The following is a 20,620-nucleotide window of genomic DNA, read 5'->3' as shown; positions in this document are numbered from 1 at the left end:
CAGCATTCGTTTTTTCCAATTTAAAAGACAGTTTTTACAGTGTTCTCTAAACAAAAACCTAAGAAAACAAGTGAAATTAGGTGTTTTCATTAGTACAAGATTCCCCTTTCAGACATAGTTTGTTAATGTAAATACAATTTAGAAAGGGGATCTTTACATGTATTGCAGACCAAGGCCATCGCAGGTAATGCCTGCTGTTGTTCATCCGACAAAGTGTTGTGTAACTCATTCTTTCCAAAACGTTGTGGTTCCTAATATTCATCCTACTCATCATACTCATGTTAATCATATTAATTATGAGAATCAGCATTCCTATCCTCATACTCAATCAACTGTGAATCAAGTGACAACCTCTAATACTACTGCAGGCCCTAGACCAGGTGTAGCAGGAGCCTATAGCCCGGGAATGGGGACAGGATATGGCGGACCTGGAATGGGAATGGGACCAGGATATGGCGGACCTGGAATGGGAATGGGACCAGGATATGGCGGACCTGGAATGGGAATGGGACCAGGATATGGTGCACCAGGAACAGGAGTAGCAGGAGCTTCGACAAGTCCGGGAATGGGACCTAAGCAAGGGCCAAGTTTCTCAGGAAGATAATGAACAAGGGCCTTATGCCCTTGTTTTTGCTTTTTCAGCATATCTTATCAGCATATCATTGGCGGTTTGAAGTTTTTATTGGAAAAATGAGCAAACAAAGGGCATAATATAAAAAGGAGCTTCTTTTATATACAGGCTGTTTTCATAAAATTTGCTGCTTTTTTAAGGAATTTTATTTAAATGCACTAAGGAGTTTTGAATTTGTCAAAAATAGCGGTCGTTTCAGGATATAAACCCTTTGAAGTAGGAATCTTCAAAAATGATGACCTTGCTGTCAGCTACATAAAAAGCGGAATGAAAAAAAGCCTGCTCTCATTGCTTGACGATGGGCTTGAATGGGTTATCATCAGCGGCCAGCTCGGCACAGAGCTATGGGCTGCTGAAGTTGTTTTTGACTTGCAGCTGGATGGGTATTCCGATTTGAAGCTTGCAGTCATTACTCCATTTTTGGACCAGGAGGCATCTTGGAAGGATGCCAATAAGGAATGGTATGAATCCATATTGGCACAGGCTGATTATGTTGACTCCGTAACACGGAAACCATATGAAAATCCGCAGCAGTTTCGGCTGAAAAATCACTTCCTCATTAACAAAAGCGATGTACTTCTTCTTTTTTATGATACAGAGAAAGAAGGAAGCCCCAAATATTTATTTGAAACCGCTAAAAAATTTCAAGAAGAAAATGATTATGAGATTAGACTAATCACCTTTTATGATTTACAATTGATTTTAGAAGAAGAACAGCAGTCACAGAGAGATATGTTTGAATAATATGGATAAATTGACAAATGAACATGTTTTTGAAAAAATAATAATGATGATTGGCGATATACCGAGGTGAGTGTAATGCTATCCGATAAAATTAAATTAACGGCAAAAGACATTTTGGAAAAAGAATTTAAAACAGCTATGCGTGGCTATAAACCGGAAGATGTAGATAAATTTCTAGATTTAATTATTAAAGACTATGAGGCATTCCATCAGGAAATAGAAGCTCTTCAACAGGAAAATATGAAATTAAAGAAACAAGTTGAAGAAGCTTCTCGTCGACCAGCAGCTCAAACTGCCGGCACAACAAATTTTGATATTCTAAAAAGGCTTTCGAATTTGGAAAAGCATGTCTTTGGCAGCAAATTGTATGATTGACAGGAATTATCAGCTTTTCCAATTCAAAACCATTGCTATTCCAACTGAGATTTCATATAATAATCTTTGTAATCATTAATAGCGTTCGGGTAATCGCTGCAATATATTTTCATATTGTAGAGGAAAGTCCATGCTCGCACAGGCTGCGATGCCTGTAGTGTTCGTGCCTAGCGAATTCATAAGCTAGGGCAGCCTGAGCAATAGCTCGGCTGACGGCAGGAAAAATGCCTAAGTCCTTCGGGATATGGCATGAATACCTTGAAAGTGCCACAGTGACGTAGCCTTTTCAGAAATGAAAAGGGTGGAACGGGGTAAACCCCGCGAGCGAGAAACCCAAATGATGGTAGGGGCACTTTCCCTGAGAAAATGAACAACGGGAAGGACAGGCAATTGTCTGTAGATAGATGATTACCACCTGAGTACGAGACAAACGTCGCTTGCAGTACTATGGTACAAAACATGGCTTACAGAACGTTATTAGTGAGACAGTATGAGTGTTATATATCCAGCTCTCCTTTTTAAGGAGAGCTTTTTTATTGGTTTTATATGTGTGCAGGAATGCTTTATGTGATTACCATTAAATAAAAAATCTTTGCATCGTGAATAGGTCTGATTGATACCGTACCAAATGGGGTTCATTATACGTCATTGGACAATAGCCGCGCCGGATCTGCAAGTGCTGCCATCGTTGCGGTCACAGCAATAAACATATATACTTTTATGTGATAATCACATATGCTAATTCCTTTAGATTGTACATATCTGACAGAATTATTTTAAAGTAAGGGTGAAAATATGTCTAAATATGATTTAATTGCAACGACCGCAATGGGTCTTGAGGCTCTTGCGGCTAAAGAAGTACGAAATCTTGGCTATGAATGTGAAGTGGAAAATGGAAGGATTTCTTTTAAAGGAGACGAGGCTGCTATTGTGCGTTCTAACTTGTGGCTTAGAACAGCAGACAGAATCCGTATAAAAGTAGGCGAATTCAAAGCAACAAGCTTCGATGAGCTCTTTGAGAAAACAAAATCTTTGCCTTGGGAAAAATACATGCCTGAAAACGCAGAATTTCCCGTATCGGGCAAATCTGTAAAATCCAAGCTATTTTCAGTTTCAGATTGCCAGGCAATTGTGAAGAAAGCAATCGTGGAAAGAATAAGGACGAAGTATAAAAAAACGGGCTGGCTTGAGGAAAACGGGCCTCTTTTTAAGATAGAAGTTGCTCTTCATAAGGATGTGGCATTATTAACAATTGATGCCAGCGGAAGCGGTCTTCATAAGCGAGGATACCGTGCTGGGCAGGGGGAAGCACCCCTGAAAGAAACTCTTGCAGCTGCATTGGTAATGCTGACCAATTGGACTCCTGACAAGACATTTGCTGATCCGTTCTGTGGATCTGGAACAATCCCGATCGAAGCAGCTTTGATCGGGCAAAATATTGCGCCAGGGTTTAATCGTGAGTTCATTTCAGAAGCATGGCATTGGATTCCGGAAAAAATCTGGGAGGATGCCAGAAGTGAAGCTGAAGATGTGGCAAATTATGATCAGCCTTTGGATATTGCTGGTGCTGATATTGATCATAGAATGATAAAGGTAGCCGAAGAGAATGCCTTTGAAGCAGGCTTAGGGGATCTAATTCATTTTAAACAAATGCAGGTACGGGATTTTACGACTCCAAAGGAATATGGAGTCATGGTCGGAAATCCTCCTTATGGCGAAAGGCTTGGAGAAAAGGCTGCTGTGCAAAGAATGTATGCTGAAATGGGAAAGGCTTTTGCCCCTCTTGAAACATGGTCAATCTATATCCTGACCTCTGATGAAGAATTTGAGACTCATTTTGGTAAAAAGGCAACAAAAAAACGCAAGCTCTTTAACGGATTTATTCGCACTGACTATTACCAGTACTGGGGCAAAAGGCCGCCAAGAAGTAAATAGACAATTTATTTAAAAACTAAAAAGCATAAAACCTCCTGCTTCTGAATAAAATATATTTATCTGAGTTTGTCAGGAGGGATGGCAATGAAGCATTCTAAAATCGATTTCAATAAAATCTCACAGGCGCTGAATGGAACGCTTGAAGCAATTCAAGGAGATGATGATTCTTCGGCAGTGGCTCTTGAAAGTCTTAGAAGTGCACAGGAAGAACTGCAGCAGGCATTGTCATTTTCGTTGTCGCGTGTTAATTAAACAAAAATATTTATTGGGAGCAGGGCTGGCTGATGAAGCACCCTGCTTTTTTGCTGAAAAGAAACGTTCAAAACCATTAATCTTGACAGTTGTCATATTTGCGATAAAATTGTATGATGTTCATTTGATTATTTACAGTCTAAAATTGAAATAATGATATAGTTGCAAGAATGGCGTCTGTTTGAATGGCGCTTTAATTTTATTTACGGAGGGGTATCATGTCTAATCGAATGCCTTTTCCCGTGTCCAAAAGCGAATCTTTTTACGAGAAGTTAAGCGAGTGGATCGGGGATGTTTTTTACGATATATTGCCTGAAGCAGGTTTTGAAATACGGGATGAGCAAATATTTATGGCTTTTCAGCTTGAAAAAGTATTTAAAGACAAGAAAGTTATTTTTGCAGAAGCAGGCGTAGGGACGGGGAAAACGATTGTTTACCTGCTGTATGCGATTAGCTATGCAAGATACATAAATAAGCCCGCCATTATCGCATGTGCTGATGAAACTTTAATAGAGCAGCTTGTCAAAAAGGAAGGAGATATAGCAAAGCTTGAAAAAGCATTAAATTTGAATATTGATGTGAGATTGGCAAAATCACGGGATCAATATTTATGCTTGAATAAACTGGACAAGCTTGTCGCAAATGATGTTCATGATCACTATAACGGCATTTTTGATGACTTGCCTAACTTCGTCCAGACTGGATCTTCTATGCAGAAATTTGAGAGATATGGCGACCGCAAAGATTACCCTGACTTGCCGGACGATTATTGGGCAAATGTTGCATGGGATTCAATTCAGGATTGTTTCACATGCGAAAAGCGCCACCGCTGCGGTCAAACACTCCATCGTGAATATTACCGCAGTGCCAAGGACTTGATTATTTGTTCTCATGATTTTTATATGGAACACATTTGGACAAAAGAGTCCAGAAAGCGCGAAGGACAGCTGCCGCTGCTTCCTGAAAGTTCTTGTGTTGTTTTTGATGAGGGGCATTTGCTGGAATATGCTTCCCAGAAGGCACTGACATACCGGTTCACTGAACAAATGCTCGAATCCCTGTTAACTAGGCTGATGGCTAATGATGTAAGAGAGAAAACCCTCAATATCATTGAAGAGGCTATTTATCAGAATGAACATTTCTTCTTAACGCTAGCCATGTCTGCATCAGCAGAAACGGGATCAGACAAGAAAACGATTGAAAAAACGGCTGATGTCCTGAAGGAAGGCAGGAAGCTTCAAGATCTGATAAGCAGTCTTGAGGAGGAGCTGGTTTTTGAAAGTGAGATGTATGTTATCAACGAATATGATTTAAAAATTGTGGAAGAATATCTTGAGCAAATTTCTTATTCTCTGTCTCTGTTCCTTAAAGATTTAAAAGGGATTACCTGGTTTGAAGAGCATAATGGTGAGAGAACTCTGGTCATTATGCCTAGAATGGTCGAGGATATTATGAGGGAAGAAGTTTTCTCACAGAAAAAGCCTTTTGTTTTCTCATCAGCTACATTATCCGAAAATAAGTCATTTGATTATATGGCTAGAAGCCTTGGTGTCGATGAATATTTATCCTTTACGGTAGAATCTCCTTTTGACTATGAGGAAAATATGTCCATTAGAATGCCGGAATTTGCAGCGGATGATGAGACAGTAAAAATGCTTTATACGCTTGAGCAAATCAGGCAATCTGAAGGAAAAGCATTGGTGCTTTTTACCAATCGTTCTGATTTGGCAGTATTTAAAGAATTTGCAGCTGGGAAAATGGATGTTCCATTCTTTTTTGAAGGGGATGCAGAAGTCAGCACACTGGTATCAAATTTCCAAAATGACGAACATTCCGTACTCTGTTCCGTCAATTTATGGGAAGGTCTTGATATACCGGGAAGATCATTGGAAAATGTCTTTATCTTTGGCCTTCCATTCCCTCCACATGACCCAGTCTTTACTGCTAAGCGGAAAGGGTCGTCCGATCCTTTCGGGGAGGTTGATCTTCCATATATGATCTTGCGATTAAGGCAAGGAATTGGAAGACTAATACGAACTCAAGAGGACAAAGGATCTGTGCATATATTAATGAATGAAAATGAAAATCCTGAAGTGCTTGAAAAGATTAAGAAGGTTCTTCCAGCAGAACCATCCACGATTAAAAACATATAAAAAAATACAGAAAAGTGCCCGATCTTTTTATTAAGGGAAAGGGCACTTCTTTTTTTATCCCCTTAAAAGCCTATTTCCCTCAGGTGTCATGTTTCCGGGAGTCCAGGCAGGTTCCCAGACGAGATTAACATCTACTGTTGTAAACTCTTTGAGCTCTTCGATGCAGTACTTTACGCCGCTTACTATGCTGTCATGGAGAGGGCATCCAGGTGTTGTGAGTGTCATCGTTATAATTACTTCCCCAGTTTCAGGAAATTCAATATCATATATAAGGCCTAAATCAACAACGTTTATGTTTAATTCCGGATCCATTACTCTTTTTAAGTTAGTTAAAACGAGTTCTTTTAAATTCATGAAAATGGCCTCCTATTTATTAATAATTGTAAAAATCAAATAACTAAATGCCAGACAAGCGCCCAAAGTCATGAACTGACCTGTGAAGAATAAGCCTTTGTTTTCTAATAAAATGGATGCAGCTACCCCACATACTCCCAGAATAAGAATGGAGAGTACCGGGATTGAGGCTTTGTCATCCATCATGTCTTTTAGTGAGGGGACGTTCTGTTTGCCTATTACTTTACTGTATTTCCATGTCCACCACAGAAAAGGAACAATCTTAAATAGATAGCCGAAGATACTAAGTGCTATCCAAAGCATCAGGTAAGCAAAAAGTAAGAAGCCTGCAGTGGTTTCAAAAGTGCCCAAAAGCGAGCTGGCAAATGCAGCTAAATGGATTATGAGTCCTAAAGGAATAGCCAGAAGTGCAAAATGGAAGGAAGAATCAAGTTTTTTCTTAACTCTCTTTTTCAAAATTTGGAGCATATGCCAGGCAAAGAAGGTGAATCCTCCTGCAAGAATCAGCCATGCTGAAGTAAGAAGGTATGCACTTTCTGTAAAAAACGCTATCAATGCCAGTACCAACCCTGCTGCATATAAGGCAAATACATATTTGGCTGGCTTCATGCTGTAGCCATGAGACAGGGAAAACATAGGGATCAATTTGTAGGAAAAACCGAAGATCAGCAAAGTAAACCAGCCGGCTGTACCAAGCAGCAAATGGCTGTTAAAGATAGACGGATAGAAATTTGAAGCAATTCCAGTTTTCATGATGATTACCATCAAAATTCCCATCAAAATAGTGCTGAACAAACAAGCCAAGGCAGTTCCAGCAAAGAGAGTAAGCACATTGCGCTTTGCTTGGCTTTTTAAAGTCATAAACATCTGCAGCAGAAACATTAAGATGCCTGCTACTGTAATGAGTCCGGGCAGCAGGGCATTATGCGGACTGTGAAATAAGACATGTGCAAAATAAAGGATGCCAAAAGCTGTAACGCCAAATTGGATAAAACCGAATCTTTCATTCCAAATGGGAGTCAGGAAAGCTACTGGAACAAGCTGATACATGGCTCCCATCGCTGTCATTAAAGCCCATCCCAATACAAAAAGATGTGCAGCCGACCAAATTCCAGGCACACGGAATTGGCTGTTTATGAGGGAGTCTCCCTGAAAAAGAATTAAAGTCACGGCTCCTATTAAACTGAACATGCTGAATAATATAAATGAAAACGGAAGTTTAATATTGGTTTCATTCTTTGTATTAGGAAGCATTGAAATCACCTGCTTTATTTCTTAATTTCTATTAAAAAACTTCCATCAGTTTGTTCGGTCGTTTTATGCTGATAGCCCAACTCATCGAGCTGTTCATAAAGAAACATGGGACGTCTATCATTGATAATAGACAAGGGTTCACCGTCTGGAAGACTTTCTAGAGCGGCCAACGTCCTCATCATTGGCTGAGGCGGTTCTAGGCCCCTGTTGTCGAGTTTCATTTTGATGGACCTCTCTTGATAAAAGTGACTTTCCAATGTTTTTTCTCAATTTCTACTGCCTTGTGGGCAAATCCTTTAGCCTTCAATACTCCGAAAAGAGGAATTGGCTCAAAAGGGGCATGCAGGATAAAAACATCTTCTTCATCGAGGTCTGCTATTGCAGACATAATTTTCTGGAAAGGCTCAAGTTTATTTTTTAGATCCTCGCGCACATCAAGTTCCACAATTTTTTTCTCCATTTCTTTCGCTCCTTTCTTATAGGCGCTGTTAAAATTACCTGATGAATTCCGCTTCATTCAACAGGTTGCTAAAGTCATTCACACAGCCTTTTTTATATAACCTGGTTTCAGCCATGATAAAAAGACCGGATTCTTCAGAATTCAGGTAACCCTTTTTCTTTAGGTGGTTAATTGTTTTGCTGACAGTTTTTTTGCGAAGTCCTAATCATATTTGCAAGCTCTCTGTTAGTAAAATAGGTGGTCATTTTATATCCTTAGCTCTCTGCCGGAAAAATCGCTTTTATATATTTTTACCTTCCAGGAATGAATGAAAAATACCTTCTCAAGACTTCTCAAGAGGATCGCCTTGCATAATATATATTTTTCGCCTGTAGAAACGTGTCTGTGCAATTTTAACTATTGGTGCAAGCTCTTCCTTTTTAAGTTCTTTAAAAAAGGAACACTGCCTATTCTCTTTTCAATCTCCTTTTTCTCAATTCGACCACCTTTCAGTGCGATATGCATCTTTTCACTTTAAGTTTAACAGCTGAAGAAATTGAAATAAGTGACCTTCATCATATAAGAGGAAATCTTTGTTTATCATTCGAACACGTGTGTAAAATCACAGCCTGGCACTAATGAGGATGAATAGAGTATCAGGGCACAAGAAAAATCCGCAGATGTCAGTCTGCGGATTTTTCCCTTTCCTCTATGCAATCAAAACAGATGGTTTCGTTATTTTCAGTGTAAACTCCATTGAAAAAACCATCCAGGCAATATAGATCTTTCCCGCAAATACAGCAGTTACCCACTAATTCCTTCATCAGCATCACTCCTGGCTTTTACTTAATGACGAACTGTTTTTATTAAAATACACATTCATGCCACAAATGGTTAAAAATAAAACCCCTGCTGCAAGAATAAATCCAATTCTAAATGTGACACCCATTAAACCCAGAAGTGTGGATCCTGCAACAACACCTAAAGAAAAAAATGCATAAAAGAGGCCAAACGCCATTCCTCTCGTTTTCTCTGTTGTGTGATTTGCAATCAAGGAATTAATGGAGGGAAATAAAAGTGCAAAACCAGTCCCGTATAAAACCATGCAAAAAAACATAAAGACAAGGGAAGAAGCTGAACCTAAAAGAATGAGTGCTATGCCTATAATCAGCATACCTGTCATCATTGTGTTTTGGTGTTTATACTTATCAAAGATTTTATTGATGGGCAGAAGAAAAATAAGGATAGCAGTAATTCCGAAGGTGCTTAATAGAATCCCGCTAAATATGGAGCTGATTTCTAGATTCTCAACTTGCGAAGGCAGCAAATAGGCAAGGGTACCCTGTGCGAACATCAAGGAAAACGCACCTGCATAACTGATAGCAAGCATGGGTTCCTTGAATAAAGGCAATAGTTTTTCAGAAGGAGATTTTTTACTCTTGGTTTTTTCCTTCTGATTGGAGGGCAGGAAGGTAAAAGTAAAAACAGCGCTGCTGATCATGGTCGCAGCGATGATCAAAAATACCCAATCCACACTATATTTTGAAGCGACAACAGCCCCAAAGGCAGGCCCCAATATAGCCGCCCCTCCAACTGCAGCTCCTGACAAGGCCATCGATTTCCCTTGTTTGTTTGAGGTTCCGCTGTTAGCGATAACGGTAAATGCAGCTGGAACAAGAAAGCCTCCAAATAGGCCATGGAAAAACCTAATTGCCGCTAATTGATAAGGTAATTCCACTAGTGTGTACAGAAGCAAGATAGTGCCTGTTAAAGCCAGCCCCGACACCAGGACGTTCTTTGCCCCGCTTTTATCTATCCAGTAGCCTGCAAAAATATTGCCAATCATATTTGAGAATGAATACATGCCTACGATCATTCCGATAAAAGCTGGTGATGGATCAATGGATTGTGCAAAAGGGCTCATGATTGGAAGCTGTGAAAATGTATCTATAAATGCAACAACGATAATAAAAAAAATAAAGGATCTCATTCTAACTCTCTTCCTGCAATTATTCACTTTATGTCATTATAACTCTTTCATCTGAAAGTTAAAAAGAAAAAGGACAATATCATATGCTAGCTGTGATTCGGTTCACTAATCTTTTAGTCCTGCACCATTAAAATAAAGTTGTAAAGCAAATGAAGAGGAGGAAGAAAGAATGAGAGAATTTGCCCATACGGTAATTGCGCCTGACTATTCGCCAAAAGAGAAACATCCAGTGATTTTTAACACATTTGATTCTTTAAAAGAAGGAGAATATATGCAGATTGTGAACGATCATGACCCCCGTCCTCTTCGTTATCAATTTCTGATGGAGAGGGAAAATCAATTCTTGGGAGTATATTGAAGCTTGCCCGGAGAGATGGAGAGTGGCCATTGGCAAAAAGTAAACTTCATCATGCAGCAAATAAGATAGGCCCTGCTTGTAGCGGGCCTGTCTTATTTGTAAAAAAGTTTCAGAAACTTGGAATAGAAAGAATAAGCATTAGGAGACTGCCTTTTCAGAAAAATATGATAAAATAGTTTTGATTTAGATTATGAGGGGGGAAGAACTGTGACTGAAGCTCTGAAAGGGACAGAACAGCAATTTATGGATTATGTAAAAAAAATGACGGCATATAATGAAGCATTATCCCTTATGTATTGGGATCTCCGTACAGGAGCGCCAAAACAAGGTGTAGAACAGCGATCTGAAGTAATCGGCATGATTTCTTCAGAAATATTCAAAATGTCAACATCTCAAGAGATGGCAGCATACATAGCGAAGCTTTCGGGAAAAGAGGGCCTTTCGGAAGTAACTTTGAAGACTCTCGAAGAATGCAAAAAAGACTACGATCGCAATAAAAAAGTTCCTGCAGATGAATATAAGGAATATGTCATTCTTCAGTCCAAGGCAGAAAGTATTTGGGAAGAGGCGAAGGAAAAATCGGATTTTGAAATGTTCCGGCCTTATTTGGAAAAGCTTGTAGACATAAACAAGCGGTTTATTGGCTATTGGGGACATGAGGGAAACAAATATAATACGCTATTGGACATGTATGAACCGGGTGTTACAGTTGAAACACTTGATCAGGTTTTTGGCCTATTGCGTGAAAAGATTGTCCCTCTTGTACAGGAAATTTCAGAATCAAACAACAAACCGGGAACAAGCTTTTTATTCCGGCACTTTGCGAAAGATAAACAGCGCGGGTTCAGCCTCGAAGTTTTGGAACAAATGGGGTATAACTTCAAAGCTGGCCGACTCGATGAAACGGTACATCCTTTCGCAATCGGCTTAAACCCTGGAGACGTGCGTGTTACGACTAAATATGATGAAGAGGATTTCCGCACAGCTGTTTTTGGAACCATTCATGAAGGGGGCCATGCACTATATGAGCAGAATATATCACCTGACTTGGTCGGGACCCCATTGTGCACTGGAACTTCCATGGGAATTCATGAATCACAATCTTTATTTTACGAAAATTTTGTTGGACGGGATTACTCATTCTGGAAGAAAAATTATCAGCTGCTCATGGAGTATGCAAGCGGCCAATTTGATCCAGTGACATTGGATGATTTCTATCGTGCCATTAATGAATCTAAACCTTCTTTAATTCGAATTGAAGCAGATGAATTAACTTATCCGCTTCACATTATTATCCGCTATGAAATTGAAAAAGGCTTATTCAATGATGAAATTGAAGTCAAAGACCTTCCAAGAATCTGGAATGAAAAATATCAACAGTACTTGGGTGTAAATCCTGAAAATGATGCACAGGGAGTTCTTCAGGATGTACATTGGGCAGGAGGAAGCTTTGGCTATTTCCCTTCTTATGCTTTAGGATACATGTATGCAGCGCAGCTGAAAAACAGTATGTTAAAAGATTTGCCGGAATATGATAAGCTGCTTGAAGAAGGTAACCTTCTGCCAATCAAGGAATGGTTTACAAAAAATGTACACCAGTATGGCAAAATGAAAAAACCGCTCGAAATATTAAATGATGTAACCGGTGAAGGATTGAATGCTCAATATCTTATCGATTATCTTTATGATAAGTATAGTAATGTGTATCAATTAAAGTAAGGAACTGCTTTTTAAAAATTTGACGTTTTAAGAGGGTGGCGCATGCCATCCTTTTCATTCATGGAGAGAAAACAATGAAGAAAATTTTTCCATATCTGATGATTGCTTTTGGAGCGAGCCTTTGGGGGATTATTGCCATATTTGTTAAAGGGCTGGGACAATATGGATTTTCGGCTATGCAAATTGTGGCCATAAGAGTGATTTTTGCTGCCTTCTTCCTTGTTTTGATAGGTTTAGGGCGTTTTAGGAGTGAAATGAAGCTCAAGTCTCCTCTGGATTTTCGGCTTTTTGCCGGGACAGGTATATTAAGCATTGTTTTTTTTAATTATTGTTATTTCACAACAATCAACGAAATCAATATTTCAATGGCAGTCGTCTTGCTTTATACATCTCCTGCATTTGTAACGGTTTTGTCGTTTGTTTTCTTAAAAGAAAAAGTAAACATGAAAAAAATTACTGCAGTGGCAGGTACAATTGTCGGCTGCATACTTATAGCGGGCTTATCGTCAGGGGAAAGCAAAATAACGTTTCTGGGAATCTTGACAGGGCTGGGATCAGGTCTTGGATATGCGCTTTACACGATATTCGGAAAATTTGCATTGAGAAAATATCACCCATTTACAATCACCCTTTATACGTTCCTTGTCGCAGCAGCTGCTCTTATTCCAGTGACTGGTTTATGGACAAAAGCTGAACTATTTTTGAGTGGTAAAGTCTTTCTGCTTAGCATTGGTTTAGGCTTTATACCCACTGTAATGGCCTATTTTGTCTATACTTGGGGACTTGAACAAACGGAGGGAAGCAAAGCAGCGGTTATCGCAACTGTCGAACCGCTTGTAGCAATGCTTTTAGGAATTGCTCTATATGGAGAGAGTCTGAATGCCATTCAAATTGCAGGCACATTGTTAATCCTGGGCTCTGTTGTAATCGTTAATCTTCCATCAAGAAAAAAGAAGGATCTCACTTTATCCCAATCACAAAAAAACGATCTATAAAAAACTCCGATCCCACTGGACCGGAGTTTTTTCGATATTTCACCAAAGCTTATATCCTTTAGCCCCTGGAGGAGCATTTTGGATTAAGTCAATAAACGGTATTGTGTAGGCAAATAAAATAAGAACAAACGTAATTCCAAGCCAAAGCTTCCAATTTTCAAATACCATTGGCGCTTTTTCAGTTTCTTCTGCAGCTTCTCCTACCGGGAATTCCTGTTCTCCTTTAGGTGCAAAGAATGCAAGGTTAATAAAGATATAGAGCATCAAAATGATGCCAAGGAACAGGATGGATCCCCCAATAGCCTGAGCGACTTGATATGGAATCCATTCAGCTGCCTGCGCTGCTCCGCCATACTCGGAGTAGGAAGAGCGGCGTGGAGCGCCAAGCAATCCTGCAGCATGCATGGCACCAGACATAAAGGTCATTCCGATTGCCCAGATTACAGCTTGGATAATGCCTAATTTATTCATGGCTTTCGTTAATCGTCTTCCTGTCAGATGGGGAATCAGCCAATAGGAGACACCAAAGAATGTAAGTACAACAGACGTTGCCACTGTTAAATGAAAGTGGCCAGTAACCCAAATCGTATTATGGACAACCTGGTTCATTTGGTGGGAAGCATTGATAATACCACCGGCACCAGCAGGGATGAATGCAACCATTCCGATAAACGGAACGACAAAGCGAGCATCACCCCAAGGGAGTTTCTTCATCCATCCGAATAAACCTGATGCCCCTTTTGCGCGTCCGAAGCTTTCAAATGTTGCGAATAGTGAAAATGCAGTCATAAGAGACGGAATAACAACAAGGAATGTCAGAATGACCTGTAAAAACTTCCAAGCTGGATCAATCCCTGGCTCCATTAATTGATGGTGGAAACCGACCGGAATCGAGAATAGCAGGAATAATATAAAGGACATGCGTGCCAATGAGTCTGAGAAAATCTTACCTCCAATAACTTTCGGAATAACGACATACCAGGCCATATAGGCAGGCAATAACCAGAAGTAAACAAGCGGATGTCCGAAATACCAGAACAATGTACGGCTGACCCCGATGTTAACCGTTTCAACCAATCCCAATGACCAAGGAAGCAATTGGAAAAGCACGGTAGATGCCACTCCAATTGTTGCCACAATCCACATCATCGTATTTACTAAAGACATGAATGTTAGGAGAGGACTAGGCTGCCCGGGGTTCTTTCTTCTCCATTCGGCATACTTCATGATAATGGCTGCACCGTCAACCCAGCTTCCGACAATGACCAATGTTAAGCCAATATAATATAGGGCATGTGCCTGAAGAGGAGCGTAAAAGGTATAAAGTACAGTAGCTTCATTTAAAAGAATCATTACTGCAGCAAGAAGAGTTCCTGCTGTCATAAGCCAAAAACCAATCCACCCGGTCACTCTTTGTTTGTTTGTTAATGTGCCTGAAGTTTTGCTCGTTGCAGCAAGCTGGAATCCCATAATAAAGAAAGTGGTAAGCACGAGTCCTAATACAACGCCATGAACAGTCAGAATTTGATAATAGCCAATGCCGGCAGGAAGCTCAAATTTGCCTGACCGTACAAGAGTCTGAAGCAAACCTGCCAATCCGCCTATTGCCAATGCAGTAAATGCAACATAGAAGTGTGCCATTGCCAATTTGCCGTCGCGGCGGTCAACCTTAAAGTTAGCAGTAGGGTTAAACATTATTTCACCACCTCAATTTTAGACGACATCATATGGTGTCCTACACCGCAATATTCATTACAAACTATTAGGTATTCACCAGCTTTGTCAAAAGTTGTGATATGTTCACTGATATATCCAGGCTCAAGCATCATATTGATATTAGAGCCTGCTACTTCAAATCCGTGGACGACATCCTTTGTTGTAGCAATTATCTTTACTTTTGCACCGTAGGGAACCTCTACTGAAGCAGGGCTATATGAAAATGCTGATGCTACAAAGACCAATTCATAATCCCAGTCTTTTCCCTCCACCTTTTTTAATCCCGGTTCATTGAACGGAGCTGTTTTATCCACCTTTTCTGGATCAATTGTTGCCAAACAGCTTGGCGGCTGGTTTCCAAGGTAAAATGCGCTGACACCCAATACTGTTAAGAAAACCAAAAGTGATCCAATTCCAAAGATGAGCCAGGCTTTTTCAAACTTATGCATATGCATAGCTTTTTCCCCTTTCTATCTTTTAAAAGCGACTGACAAATAAAAAGTAAACGCCTACCCATGTAATTATTAGGAAGAATCCTAATAAGAAAACGGAAGCTAACGTTCCCTTTAAGGAAGAGCTATCCTCAATTTCAGTTTTTGTTTTTCGGCTGAGTTCCGTTTTCGCCATTTTCCTTCACTCCTTTCGAATAATTGGAAAAAGTAAATGATTACATTTTCATAATACAAGACATTTACGAAGATTCTAGGGGGTTCTGTGAGTTCACAAATTGTTCATTCGTTACTTAATTACTATGATAATAGTGAAAAATTGATATTACAGTGATATATATCACAAAAACTATGCTGAATTTGTGAAGAAAATGTGAAGGTGAACTCAGGACTTATGAAGGAGGTAATTTCATAACAGTGGAAGATGCTCTTAATGGTCACGAACGAAATCACGAACATTTATAATTATATTTAAAATTTAATTCGTTTTTTAGAGGTTTTTGATTGAATAAATAATAAAAAATGTTATAATGTTTATAAATTAATAACATTCACTCATATAATCGCAGGGATATGGCCTGCAAGTCTCTACCGGGTTGCCGTAAATGATCCGACTATGAGTGAGCAATGTTCAGGACGGTTTTTTCCATCCTTTAGTTGTCTTCAGCTTTTTTTCAAAAAGCCTAAGGCCATTGCTTCACTCATTTTATGTTGTGAATGCATAGCCTTCAGGCCTTTTTGTGTTTGATGGCTTCTTATTTGCAAAGGAGGAAGCAAAATGGAGTTGCTGATTGAAAAAATTAGAAAAGAAGGGGTTGTACTATCACCAGCGGTGTTAAAGGTCGATTCCTTTCTGAACCACCAGATAGACCCTTATCTGATGCATGAAATTGGAAAGGAATTTGCTGAACGCTTTTCAGGCTGCGGGATTACAAAGATTTTAACTATAGAATCATCTGGAATTGCGCCTGCTGTTATGGCAGGGCTTCACTTAAATGTCCCTGTTGTTTTTGCTAGAAAGAGAAAATCACTAACACTAATTAACGATCTGATCACTGCCTCTGTTTACTCTTTTACGAAGGAAGAGTCCAGTGAGATTTCTGTGTCAGAAAAGTATTTAACTGATGATGATAAAGTGCTGATCATTGACGATTTCCTTGCTAATGGCCAAGCGGCATTGGGGCTTTCAGAAATAACCAGCAAGTCCCATGCAACAATTGCAGGAATAGGTATTGTAATAGAAAAAGGATTTCAAGGTGGCGGAAGTCTATTAAGAGGGCAGGGGTTTCGAGTAGAGTCCTTGGCAGTAATTAATTCGCTTGAAAACGGTATAGTCAGCTTTGAAAAGCCATCAGAGAAATTGGAGGAGTTAATAAGATGAAACAGAATCCGCTTAAGATCGCTTCACTTGGCATCCAGCACGTTCTGGCAATGTATGCCGGGGCAGTCATTGTACCACTGATTGTGGGAGGGGCCCTGGGCTTAACAGGTGAACAGCTGACGTATCTGGTTTCGATCGATATTTTGATGTGTGGGGTTGCAACACTCCTTCAAGTTTGGAGTAATAAATTTTTTGGAATAGGCCTGCCTGTCGTTCTAGGCTGTACATTCACTGCAGTCGGTCCGATGATTGCTATTGGCGGCCAATACGGCATATCTGCCATCTATGGATCCATTCTTGTTTCTGGTATTTTTGTGGTCTTAATTTCAAAGTATTTTGGAAAGCTTGTCAAGTTTTTCCCCCCAGTTGTTACGGGTTCCGTGGTAACCATAATCGGGATTACGTTGATTCCTGTTGCAATGAATAATATGGCTGGCGGACAGGGAAGCCCTGACTTTGGTTCCCTTTCAAACATTGCGCTGGCTTTTGGAACTTTGGTGTTCATTATTGTGCTGTTCCGTTTCTTTAGAGGATTTGTCCGTGCCATTGCTATTTTACTAGGATTGGCTGCTGGAACCATTGCTGCCTATTTTATGGGCATGGTCAATCTATCCGCGGTGGGAGAGGCTTCTTGGTTCCACATGCCGGCACCATTTTATTTTGGCATGCCGACTTTTGAGGCTACTGCCATTTTGACTATGATTTTGGTAGCGCTGGTTAGTTTAGTAGAATCAACGGGCGTTTACTTCGCTCTTGGTGATATTTGCGAAGAGAAGCTTGAAGAAAAAGACCTTACAAATGGCTACCGAGCTGAAGGGCTTGCAATCATCCTTGGAGCAGTATTTAACGCATTCCCATATACAACGTACTCACAAAATGTCGGTCTGCTGCAATTGTCAGGGGTTAGGACTAAAAATGTCATTTATACAGCCGGAGTTTTCCTAGTGCTGCTGGGCTTAGTGCCGAAAATAGGGGCCCTGACAACGATTATTCCAACCCCGGTATTGGGAGGGGCGATGATTGCGATGTTTGGAATGGTTGTTGCCTATGGAATTAAAATGCTAAGCAAGGTTGAGTTCTCATCCCAGGAGAATCTATTAATCATTGCCTGCTCTGTCGGAATGGGATTGGGAGTTACAGCTGTGCCGGAATTATTTGCCCAAATGCCTTCAAGTATCCGGATTCTGACTGATAACGGAATTGTTGCGGGAAGTATAACAGCAATTGTTTTAAACCTAGTATTTAATGTATTTAAAGGAAAAGAAGTGGTTCAGCCAGCATCTTTTGCGGAAAATAAAGCTTCTTAATTCATTGCAATTGCATTCACAAAAAAAACGGCAATCAATATAATATTCTATCGGGTTAGTTCTTTAAGAGTTCAGACATTGTTGGTTTTCACTGGAAAGAGAGTGGATGGGATGGAAAAATATTATTGCGATCATTGCCGGCTTTTATATAATGAAGAAGAAGTTTGCCAAGCATGCGGTTTGTTTGTTACCAAAAAAATATATATTGAAGTTCAAAAACACCAGAAAGACCAATTTGAGGCATCGGAATAAGCCGGTGCCGTTTTTTGTGCGAAAAAATATTATTATAATTAAAATAATGCAATTATCAGGAGGTAAATGATTGATCTATACCTGCTGTTTTCCTTTTTTACTCTGCTGGCAGCCATGTCACTTGGCCAGGCTGTGTTTGTAATGGTGCATGACGATTCAGTATTGCTATAATTGAATTGGAAAAGATTTAGTAATGCGTTCAAATGGGGAGTTCATTTATAATGAAGATGCACAGCAACTCCTTCAAAACACATTGCTTCCTCCTATTCGGAGGGAGTTTTTTTGTTTTTAAAAAGAGGGTAAGGCCTTGTGCAACAGTTTAGGAATAATCTGCAATTAATTGGAAATAGTAAAGGAAAGCATGAGAAGGAGAGTCATGTATGCCAGCGATTTTATCAGTTGCAGAAGCTATACCTGAACATGTGCTGAGGCAGGAGCAGGTAATGGGTTTTGCCAGAGACTTATTTTCAGAATCATTTAAAGATATTGAGCGTCTTTTAAAAGCTTTTCATAACGGTCAAATAGAAAAGAGGCATTTCGCAAAGGGACTCGAATGGTTTAAGGCAGACAAGTCATTTGAGGAAAAGAATAACGTTTATATAGAACAGGCTATACAGTTAGGTACAAAAGCCATAATCAATTGTTTGGATAATGAGATGTTCTTGAAGAAACAGATACCATACGAAGAAATCGAAGCCATCTTTACGATATCAAGTTCAGGTATTGCTACGCCAAGCATCGAAGCAAGAATTATGAATAAATTGCCATTCTCGGAACACACAAAGCGAATTCCTATATGGGGTCTGGGATGTGCAGGCGGTGCTTCTGGCCTCTCGAGGGCATACGAATACTGCCTTGCTTTTCCGGATGCAAAAGTATTGGTTTTATCCATTGAGTTATGCAGCCTGACTTTCCAGCGCAACGACCGATCAAAAAGTAATTTAATTGGCACTTCTTTATTTGCTGATGGTGTAGCGTGTGCATTATTAACGGGCGATAATGTAGAAATGGAACCTATTCAGAAGAAAGCTGCACTTCCCTGTATAGCAGGGACTCAGTCAACAACGATGAGGGATTCCCTGGATGTGATGGGGTGGGAAGTGAAGGATGATGGATTCTATGTTGTTTTCTCAAAGGATATCCCAGCTATTATCGAAAGCTGGCTGAAGCCGAAAGTATCGGAATTCTTGCAGAAGAAGGGAATGAAAATGGAAGAAATAAACCATTTTGTTGCTCATCCTGGAGGAAAAAAAGTGATTGAAGCTTATCAAATGGCATTGCAATTTGATCCGGAGAAGACGAAAATTTCACTTGATGTTTTAAAAGAATACGGAAATATGTCTTCAGCAACCATCCTGTATGTTTTGAAAAGGTTTATGGAAATTGGCCAGCGGGGAGAAACCGGTCTTGCCGCTGCACTGGGACCGGGATTCAGTTCTGAATTGCTGCTTTTGGAATGGAAGTGAACACATGCTATTTCTATTGTTTATAGCAATTATCATTGTGCAAAGGGCAGCCGAGCTTATGGTTGCCAAAAGCAATGAAAAGTGGATGAAATCCCAAGGTGCATTAGAATTTGGCCAGGGACATTATAAGTGGATAGTTTTCATTCATACCATGTTTTTGATCAGCTGCATCTTAGAAGTGTTTATACTTGAAAAGAGCCTGTCGCCATTTTGGCCATTTTTTTTATGTTTGTTTGTGGTTGCCCAGGCAGAGCGAATATGGGCCATATCTTCACTTGGCCGGTTCTGGAACACCAAAATCATTGTCCTTCCCGGAGCGAATGTTATAAGAAAAGGCCCATACCGTTTTTTCAAGCATCCTAACTATATGATTGTTGCAGCGGAATTCTTGGTGATTCCTTTACTGTTTAAAGCCCATTTAACTGCGATTGTCTTTACCATTGTAAATAGTATAATTCTGTCCATCAGAATTCCTGCAGAAGAAAAAGCGTTAAAAGAATTAACAGAATATGAGAAAGCCTTTTTGCAGATCAGGCCAGGAATTGATGAAGATATTAAAAAAGTTTGACAATTTTATTATCACTATTGAAAATGATTATCGTTCGTGATAAACTTCTAATTGAAGTTGAAAATTATTCTCAATATCATTCCAACAGGAAAGGTGTTGCTACATATGGCCATTGTTTTTGTTGCCGGCACAATTGCTGCATACACACTAATTATGAAACATGTTCTCAATAACGTTGCAAAACCTCACACAAGATAACAGACAAATAATTTACTTGGGACCAGGCTGATGCCTGGTTTTTGTTTTGCTTTTTTATTGCTTTATTTTACCAATGATGTGAAC

22 protein-coding genes, 1 other RNA gene, 1 pseudogene and 1 riboswitch are annotated in these 20,620 nt (G+C 39.7%); of the genes and pseudogenes, 15 read left to right on the top strand and 9 right to left on the bottom strand.

What is annotated here, in order from left to right:
* The first annotated feature begins 157 nt into the window (after positions 1–157).
* The 7 genes from NCCP133_RS00390 to NCCP133_RS00360 all read left to right on the top strand — a co-directional run bounded on the left by NCCP133_RS00390 (position 158) and on the right by NCCP133_RS00360 (position 6,090).
* Positions 158–604 carry a spore coat protein gene (locus NCCP133_RS00390; RefSeq protein WP_264802990.1) on the top strand — a complete coding sequence of 149 codons (447 nt, stop codon included), beginning with the start codon at positions 158–160 and terminating at the stop codon, positions 602–604.
* Positions 605–805: 201 nt separating this feature from the next.
* Positions 806–1,375, top strand: coding sequence for a DUF1273 domain-containing protein (locus NCCP133_RS00385; protein ID WP_264802989.1), 570 nt, complete (start codon positions 806–808; stop codon positions 1,373–1,375).
* A 75-nt stretch (positions 1,376–1,450) separates the two neighbouring features.
* On the top strand, positions 1,451–1,750 hold the full coding sequence (gpsB, locus tag NCCP133_RS00380; RefSeq protein WP_264802988.1) for a cell division regulator GpsB: 300 nt from the start codon (positions 1,451–1,453) through the stop codon (positions 1,748–1,750).
* A gap of 81 nt (positions 1,751–1,831) precedes the next feature.
* An RNA gene (gene rnpB, locus NCCP133_RS00375) (RNase P RNA component class B) lies at positions 1,832–2,222 on the top strand.
* Positions 2,223–2,545: 323 nt separating this feature from the next.
* Positions 2,546–3,685, top strand: a complete 1,140-nt coding sequence (locus NCCP133_RS00370) for a THUMP domain-containing class I SAM-dependent RNA methyltransferase (protein ID WP_264802987.1) — start codon at positions 2,546–2,548, stop codon at positions 3,683–3,685.
* A gap of 84 nt (positions 3,686–3,769) precedes the next feature.
* The gene (locus tag NCCP133_RS00365) at positions 3,770–3,937 is read left to right on the top strand and encodes a hypothetical protein (RefSeq protein WP_264802986.1); all 168 of its coding nucleotides are present in this window, start codon (positions 3,770–3,772) and stop codon (positions 3,935–3,937) included.
* 218 nt (positions 3,938–4,155) lie between these two features.
* A complete protein-coding gene (locus NCCP133_RS00360; RefSeq protein WP_264802985.1) occupies positions 4,156–6,090 on the top strand; it encodes an ATP-dependent DNA helicase in 1,935 nt (644 codons plus the stop codon).
* 54 nt (positions 6,091–6,144) lie between these two features.
* On the opposite strand, the gene NCCP133_RS00355 is transcribed toward NCCP133_RS00360, so the two are convergent.
* The 6 genes from NCCP133_RS00355 to NCCP133_RS00330 all read right to left on the bottom strand — a co-directional run bounded on the left by NCCP133_RS00355 (position 6,145) and on the right by NCCP133_RS00330 (position 10,127).
* Complete coding sequence (locus NCCP133_RS00355) at positions 6,145–6,444, bottom strand: metal-sulfur cluster assembly factor (protein WP_264802984.1); 300 nt, start codon at positions 6,442–6,444, stop codon at positions 6,145–6,147.
* Between the two features lie 12 nt (positions 6,445–6,456).
* Positions 6,457–7,698 (bottom strand): hypothetical protein, encoded by a 1,242-nt coding sequence (locus tag NCCP133_RS00350; protein WP_264802982.1) that lies wholly within the window; start codon positions 7,696–7,698, stop codon positions 6,457–6,459.
* Between the two features lie 14 nt (positions 7,699–7,712).
* A complete protein-coding gene (locus tag NCCP133_RS00345; protein WP_264802980.1) occupies positions 7,713–7,919 on the bottom strand; it encodes a DUF2249 domain-containing protein in 207 nt (68 codons plus the stop codon).
* The gene (locus NCCP133_RS00340) at positions 7,916–8,158 is read right to left on the bottom strand and encodes a DUF2249 domain-containing protein (RefSeq protein ID WP_264802978.1); all 243 of its coding nucleotides are present in this window, start codon (positions 8,156–8,158) and stop codon (positions 7,916–7,918) included. Before NCCP133_RS00340 ends, NCCP133_RS00345 begins: the two co-directional genes overlap by 4 nt.
* 662 nt (positions 8,159–8,820) lie before the next feature.
* Entirely contained in the window at positions 8,821–8,961 is a 141-nt protein-coding gene (locus NCCP133_RS00335) for a hypothetical protein (RefSeq protein ID WP_264802977.1), read from the bottom strand.
* Between the two features lie 5 nt (positions 8,962–8,966).
* A complete protein-coding gene (locus tag NCCP133_RS00330) occupies positions 8,967–10,127 on the bottom strand; it encodes an MFS transporter (protein ID WP_264802975.1) in 1,161 nt (386 codons plus the stop codon).
* 169 nt (positions 10,128–10,296) lie between these two features.
* On the opposite strand from NCCP133_RS00330, the pseudogene NCCP133_RS00325 reads away from it, so the two are divergent.
* The 3 genes and pseudogenes from NCCP133_RS00325 (at position 10,297) to NCCP133_RS00315 (ending at position 13,199) form a co-directional block, all read left to right on the top strand.
* A pseudogene (locus NCCP133_RS00325) lies at positions 10,297–10,528 on the top strand (DUF2249 domain-containing protein).
* 164 nt (positions 10,529–10,692) lie between these two features.
* Positions 10,693–12,204, top strand: a complete 1,512-nt coding sequence (locus NCCP133_RS00320) for a carboxypeptidase M32 (protein ID WP_309298021.1) — start codon at positions 10,693–10,695, stop codon at positions 12,202–12,204.
* 74 nt (positions 12,205–12,278) lie between these two features.
* On the top strand, positions 12,279–13,199 hold the full coding sequence (locus NCCP133_RS00315) for a DMT family transporter (RefSeq protein WP_264802973.1): 921 nt from the start codon (positions 12,279–12,281) through the stop codon (positions 13,197–13,199).
* A 39-nt stretch (positions 13,200–13,238) separates the two neighbouring features.
* Here NCCP133_RS00315 and NCCP133_RS00310 read toward each other — a convergent pair whose 3' ends face one another.
* The 3 genes from NCCP133_RS00310 to NCCP133_RS00300 are packed head-to-tail and all read right to left on the bottom strand — an operon-like array spanning position 13,239 to position 15,542.
* Positions 13,239–14,894, bottom strand: a complete 1,656-nt coding sequence (locus NCCP133_RS00310; protein WP_264802972.1) for a b(o/a)3-type cytochrome-c oxidase subunit 1 — start codon at positions 14,892–14,894, stop codon at positions 13,239–13,241.
* Positions 14,894–15,370 (bottom strand): cytochrome c oxidase subunit II, encoded by a 477-nt coding sequence (locus tag NCCP133_RS00305; RefSeq protein WP_264802970.1) that lies wholly within the window; start codon positions 15,368–15,370, stop codon positions 14,894–14,896. The genes NCCP133_RS00310 and NCCP133_RS00305 overlap by 1 nt, the downstream gene beginning before the upstream one ends.
* 22 nt (positions 15,371–15,392) lie before the next feature.
* Positions 15,393–15,542, bottom strand: a complete 150-nt coding sequence (locus NCCP133_RS00300; protein ID WP_026581129.1) for a hypothetical protein — start codon at positions 15,540–15,542, stop codon at positions 15,393–15,395.
* A 357-nt stretch (positions 15,543–15,899) separates the two neighbouring features.
* Positions 15,900–16,001, top strand: a riboswitch (purine riboswitch).
* A gap of 141 nt (positions 16,002–16,142) precedes the next feature.
* Between NCCP133_RS00300 and NCCP133_RS00295 the strand changes: the two genes are divergently transcribed.
* From NCCP133_RS00295 to NCCP133_RS00275, 5 genes are all read left to right on the top strand, one after another.
* Positions 16,143–16,745, top strand: a complete 603-nt coding sequence (locus tag NCCP133_RS00295; RefSeq protein WP_264802967.1) for a xanthine phosphoribosyltransferase — start codon at positions 16,143–16,145, stop codon at positions 16,743–16,745.
* Positions 16,742–18,052 carry a nucleobase:cation symporter-2 family protein gene (locus tag NCCP133_RS00290; RefSeq protein WP_264802965.1) on the top strand — a complete coding sequence of 437 codons (1,311 nt, stop codon included), beginning with the start codon at positions 16,742–16,744 and terminating at the stop codon, positions 18,050–18,052. The genes NCCP133_RS00295 and NCCP133_RS00290 overlap by 4 nt, the downstream gene beginning before the upstream one ends.
* A 111-nt stretch (positions 18,053–18,163) precedes the next feature.
* A complete protein-coding gene (locus tag NCCP133_RS00285) occupies positions 18,164–18,304 on the top strand; it encodes a hypothetical protein (protein ID WP_264802964.1) in 141 nt (46 codons plus the stop codon).
* A 380-nt stretch (positions 18,305–18,684) separates the two neighbouring features.
* The gene (locus NCCP133_RS00280; RefSeq protein WP_264802962.1) at positions 18,685–19,770 is read left to right on the top strand and encodes a type III polyketide synthase; all 1,086 of its coding nucleotides are present in this window, start codon (positions 18,685–18,687) and stop codon (positions 19,768–19,770) included.
* 4 nt (positions 19,771–19,774) lie between these two features.
* Positions 19,775–20,338 (top strand): isoprenylcysteine carboxyl methyltransferase family protein, encoded by a 564-nt coding sequence (locus NCCP133_RS00275; RefSeq protein ID WP_264802961.1) that lies wholly within the window; start codon positions 19,775–19,777, stop codon positions 20,336–20,338.
* Positions 20,339–20,620: the final 282 nt, after the last annotated feature.

The sequence above is a fragment of the Cytobacillus sp. NCCP-133 genome, from assembly GCF_026011715.1.
GTDB lineage: Bacteria > Bacillota > Bacilli > Bacillales > Cytobacillaceae > Cytobacillus.
This window is presented reverse-complemented; position numbering and strand designations above follow the sequence as displayed.

Bases quoted from the DNA above. Each gene is read 5' to 3' on its own strand.
- NCCP133_RS00280 (WP_264802962.1), top strand. From the start codon at position 18,685: ATGCCAGCGATTTTATCAGTTGCAGAAGCTATACCTGAACATGTGCTG.
- NCCP133_RS00305 (WP_264802970.1), bottom strand. From the start codon at position 15,370: ATGCATATGCATAAGTTTGAAAAAGCCTGGCTCATCTTTGGAATTGGA.
- NCCP133_RS00350 (WP_264802982.1), bottom strand. From the start codon at position 7,698: ATGCTTCCTAATACAAAGAATGAAACCAATATTAAACTTCCGTTTTCA.
- NCCP133_RS00390 (WP_264802990.1), top strand. From the start codon at position 158: ATGTATTGCAGACCAAGGCCATCGCAGGTAATGCCTGCTGTTGTTCAT.
- NCCP133_RS00285 (WP_264802964.1), top strand. From the start codon at position 18,164: ATGGAAAAATATTATTGCGATCATTGCCGGCTTTTATATAATGAAGAA.
- NCCP133_RS00310 (WP_264802972.1), bottom strand. From the start codon at position 14,894: ATGTTTAACCCTACTGCTAACTTTAAGGTTGACCGCCGCGACGGCAAA.
- NCCP133_RS00360 (WP_264802985.1), top strand. From the start codon at position 4,156: ATGTCTAATCGAATGCCTTTTCCCGTGTCCAAAAGCGAATCTTTTTAC.
- NCCP133_RS00345 (WP_264802980.1), bottom strand. From the start codon at position 7,919: ATGAAACTCGACAACAGGGGCCTAGAACCGCCTCAGCCAATGATGAGG.
- gpsB (WP_264802988.1), top strand. From the start codon at position 1,451: ATGCTATCCGATAAAATTAAATTAACGGCAAAAGACATTTTGGAAAAA.
- NCCP133_RS00290 (WP_264802965.1), top strand. From the start codon at position 16,742: ATGAAACAGAATCCGCTTAAGATCGCTTCACTTGGCATCCAGCACGTT.
- NCCP133_RS00370 (WP_264802987.1), top strand. From the start codon at position 2,546: ATGTCTAAATATGATTTAATTGCAACGACCGCAATGGGTCTTGAGGCT.
- NCCP133_RS00340 (WP_264802978.1), bottom strand. From the start codon at position 8,158: ATGGAGAAAAAAATTGTGGAACTTGATGTGCGCGAGGATCTAAAAAAT.
- NCCP133_RS00335 (WP_264802977.1), bottom strand. From the start codon at position 8,961: ATGAAGGAATTAGTGGGTAACTGCTGTATTTGCGGGAAAGATCTATAT.
- NCCP133_RS00295 (WP_264802967.1), top strand. From the start codon at position 16,143: ATGGAGTTGCTGATTGAAAAAATTAGAAAAGAAGGGGTTGTACTATCA.
- NCCP133_RS00330 (WP_264802975.1), bottom strand. From the start codon at position 10,127: ATGAGATCCTTTATTTTTTTTATTATCGTTGTTGCATTTATAGATACA.
- NCCP133_RS00315 (WP_264802973.1), top strand. From the start codon at position 12,279: ATGAAGAAAATTTTTCCATATCTGATGATTGCTTTTGGAGCGAGCCTT.
- NCCP133_RS00275 (WP_264802961.1), top strand. From the start codon at position 19,775: ATGCTATTTCTATTGTTTATAGCAATTATCATTGTGCAAAGGGCAGCC.
- NCCP133_RS00355 (WP_264802984.1), bottom strand. From the start codon at position 6,444: ATGAATTTAAAAGAACTCGTTTTAACTAACTTAAAAAGAGTAATGGAT.
- NCCP133_RS00300 (WP_026581129.1), bottom strand. From the start codon at position 15,542: ATGGCGAAAACGGAACTCAGCCGAAAAACAAAAACTGAAATTGAGGAT.
- NCCP133_RS00365 (WP_264802986.1), top strand. From the start codon at position 3,770: ATGAAGCATTCTAAAATCGATTTCAATAAAATCTCACAGGCGCTGAAT.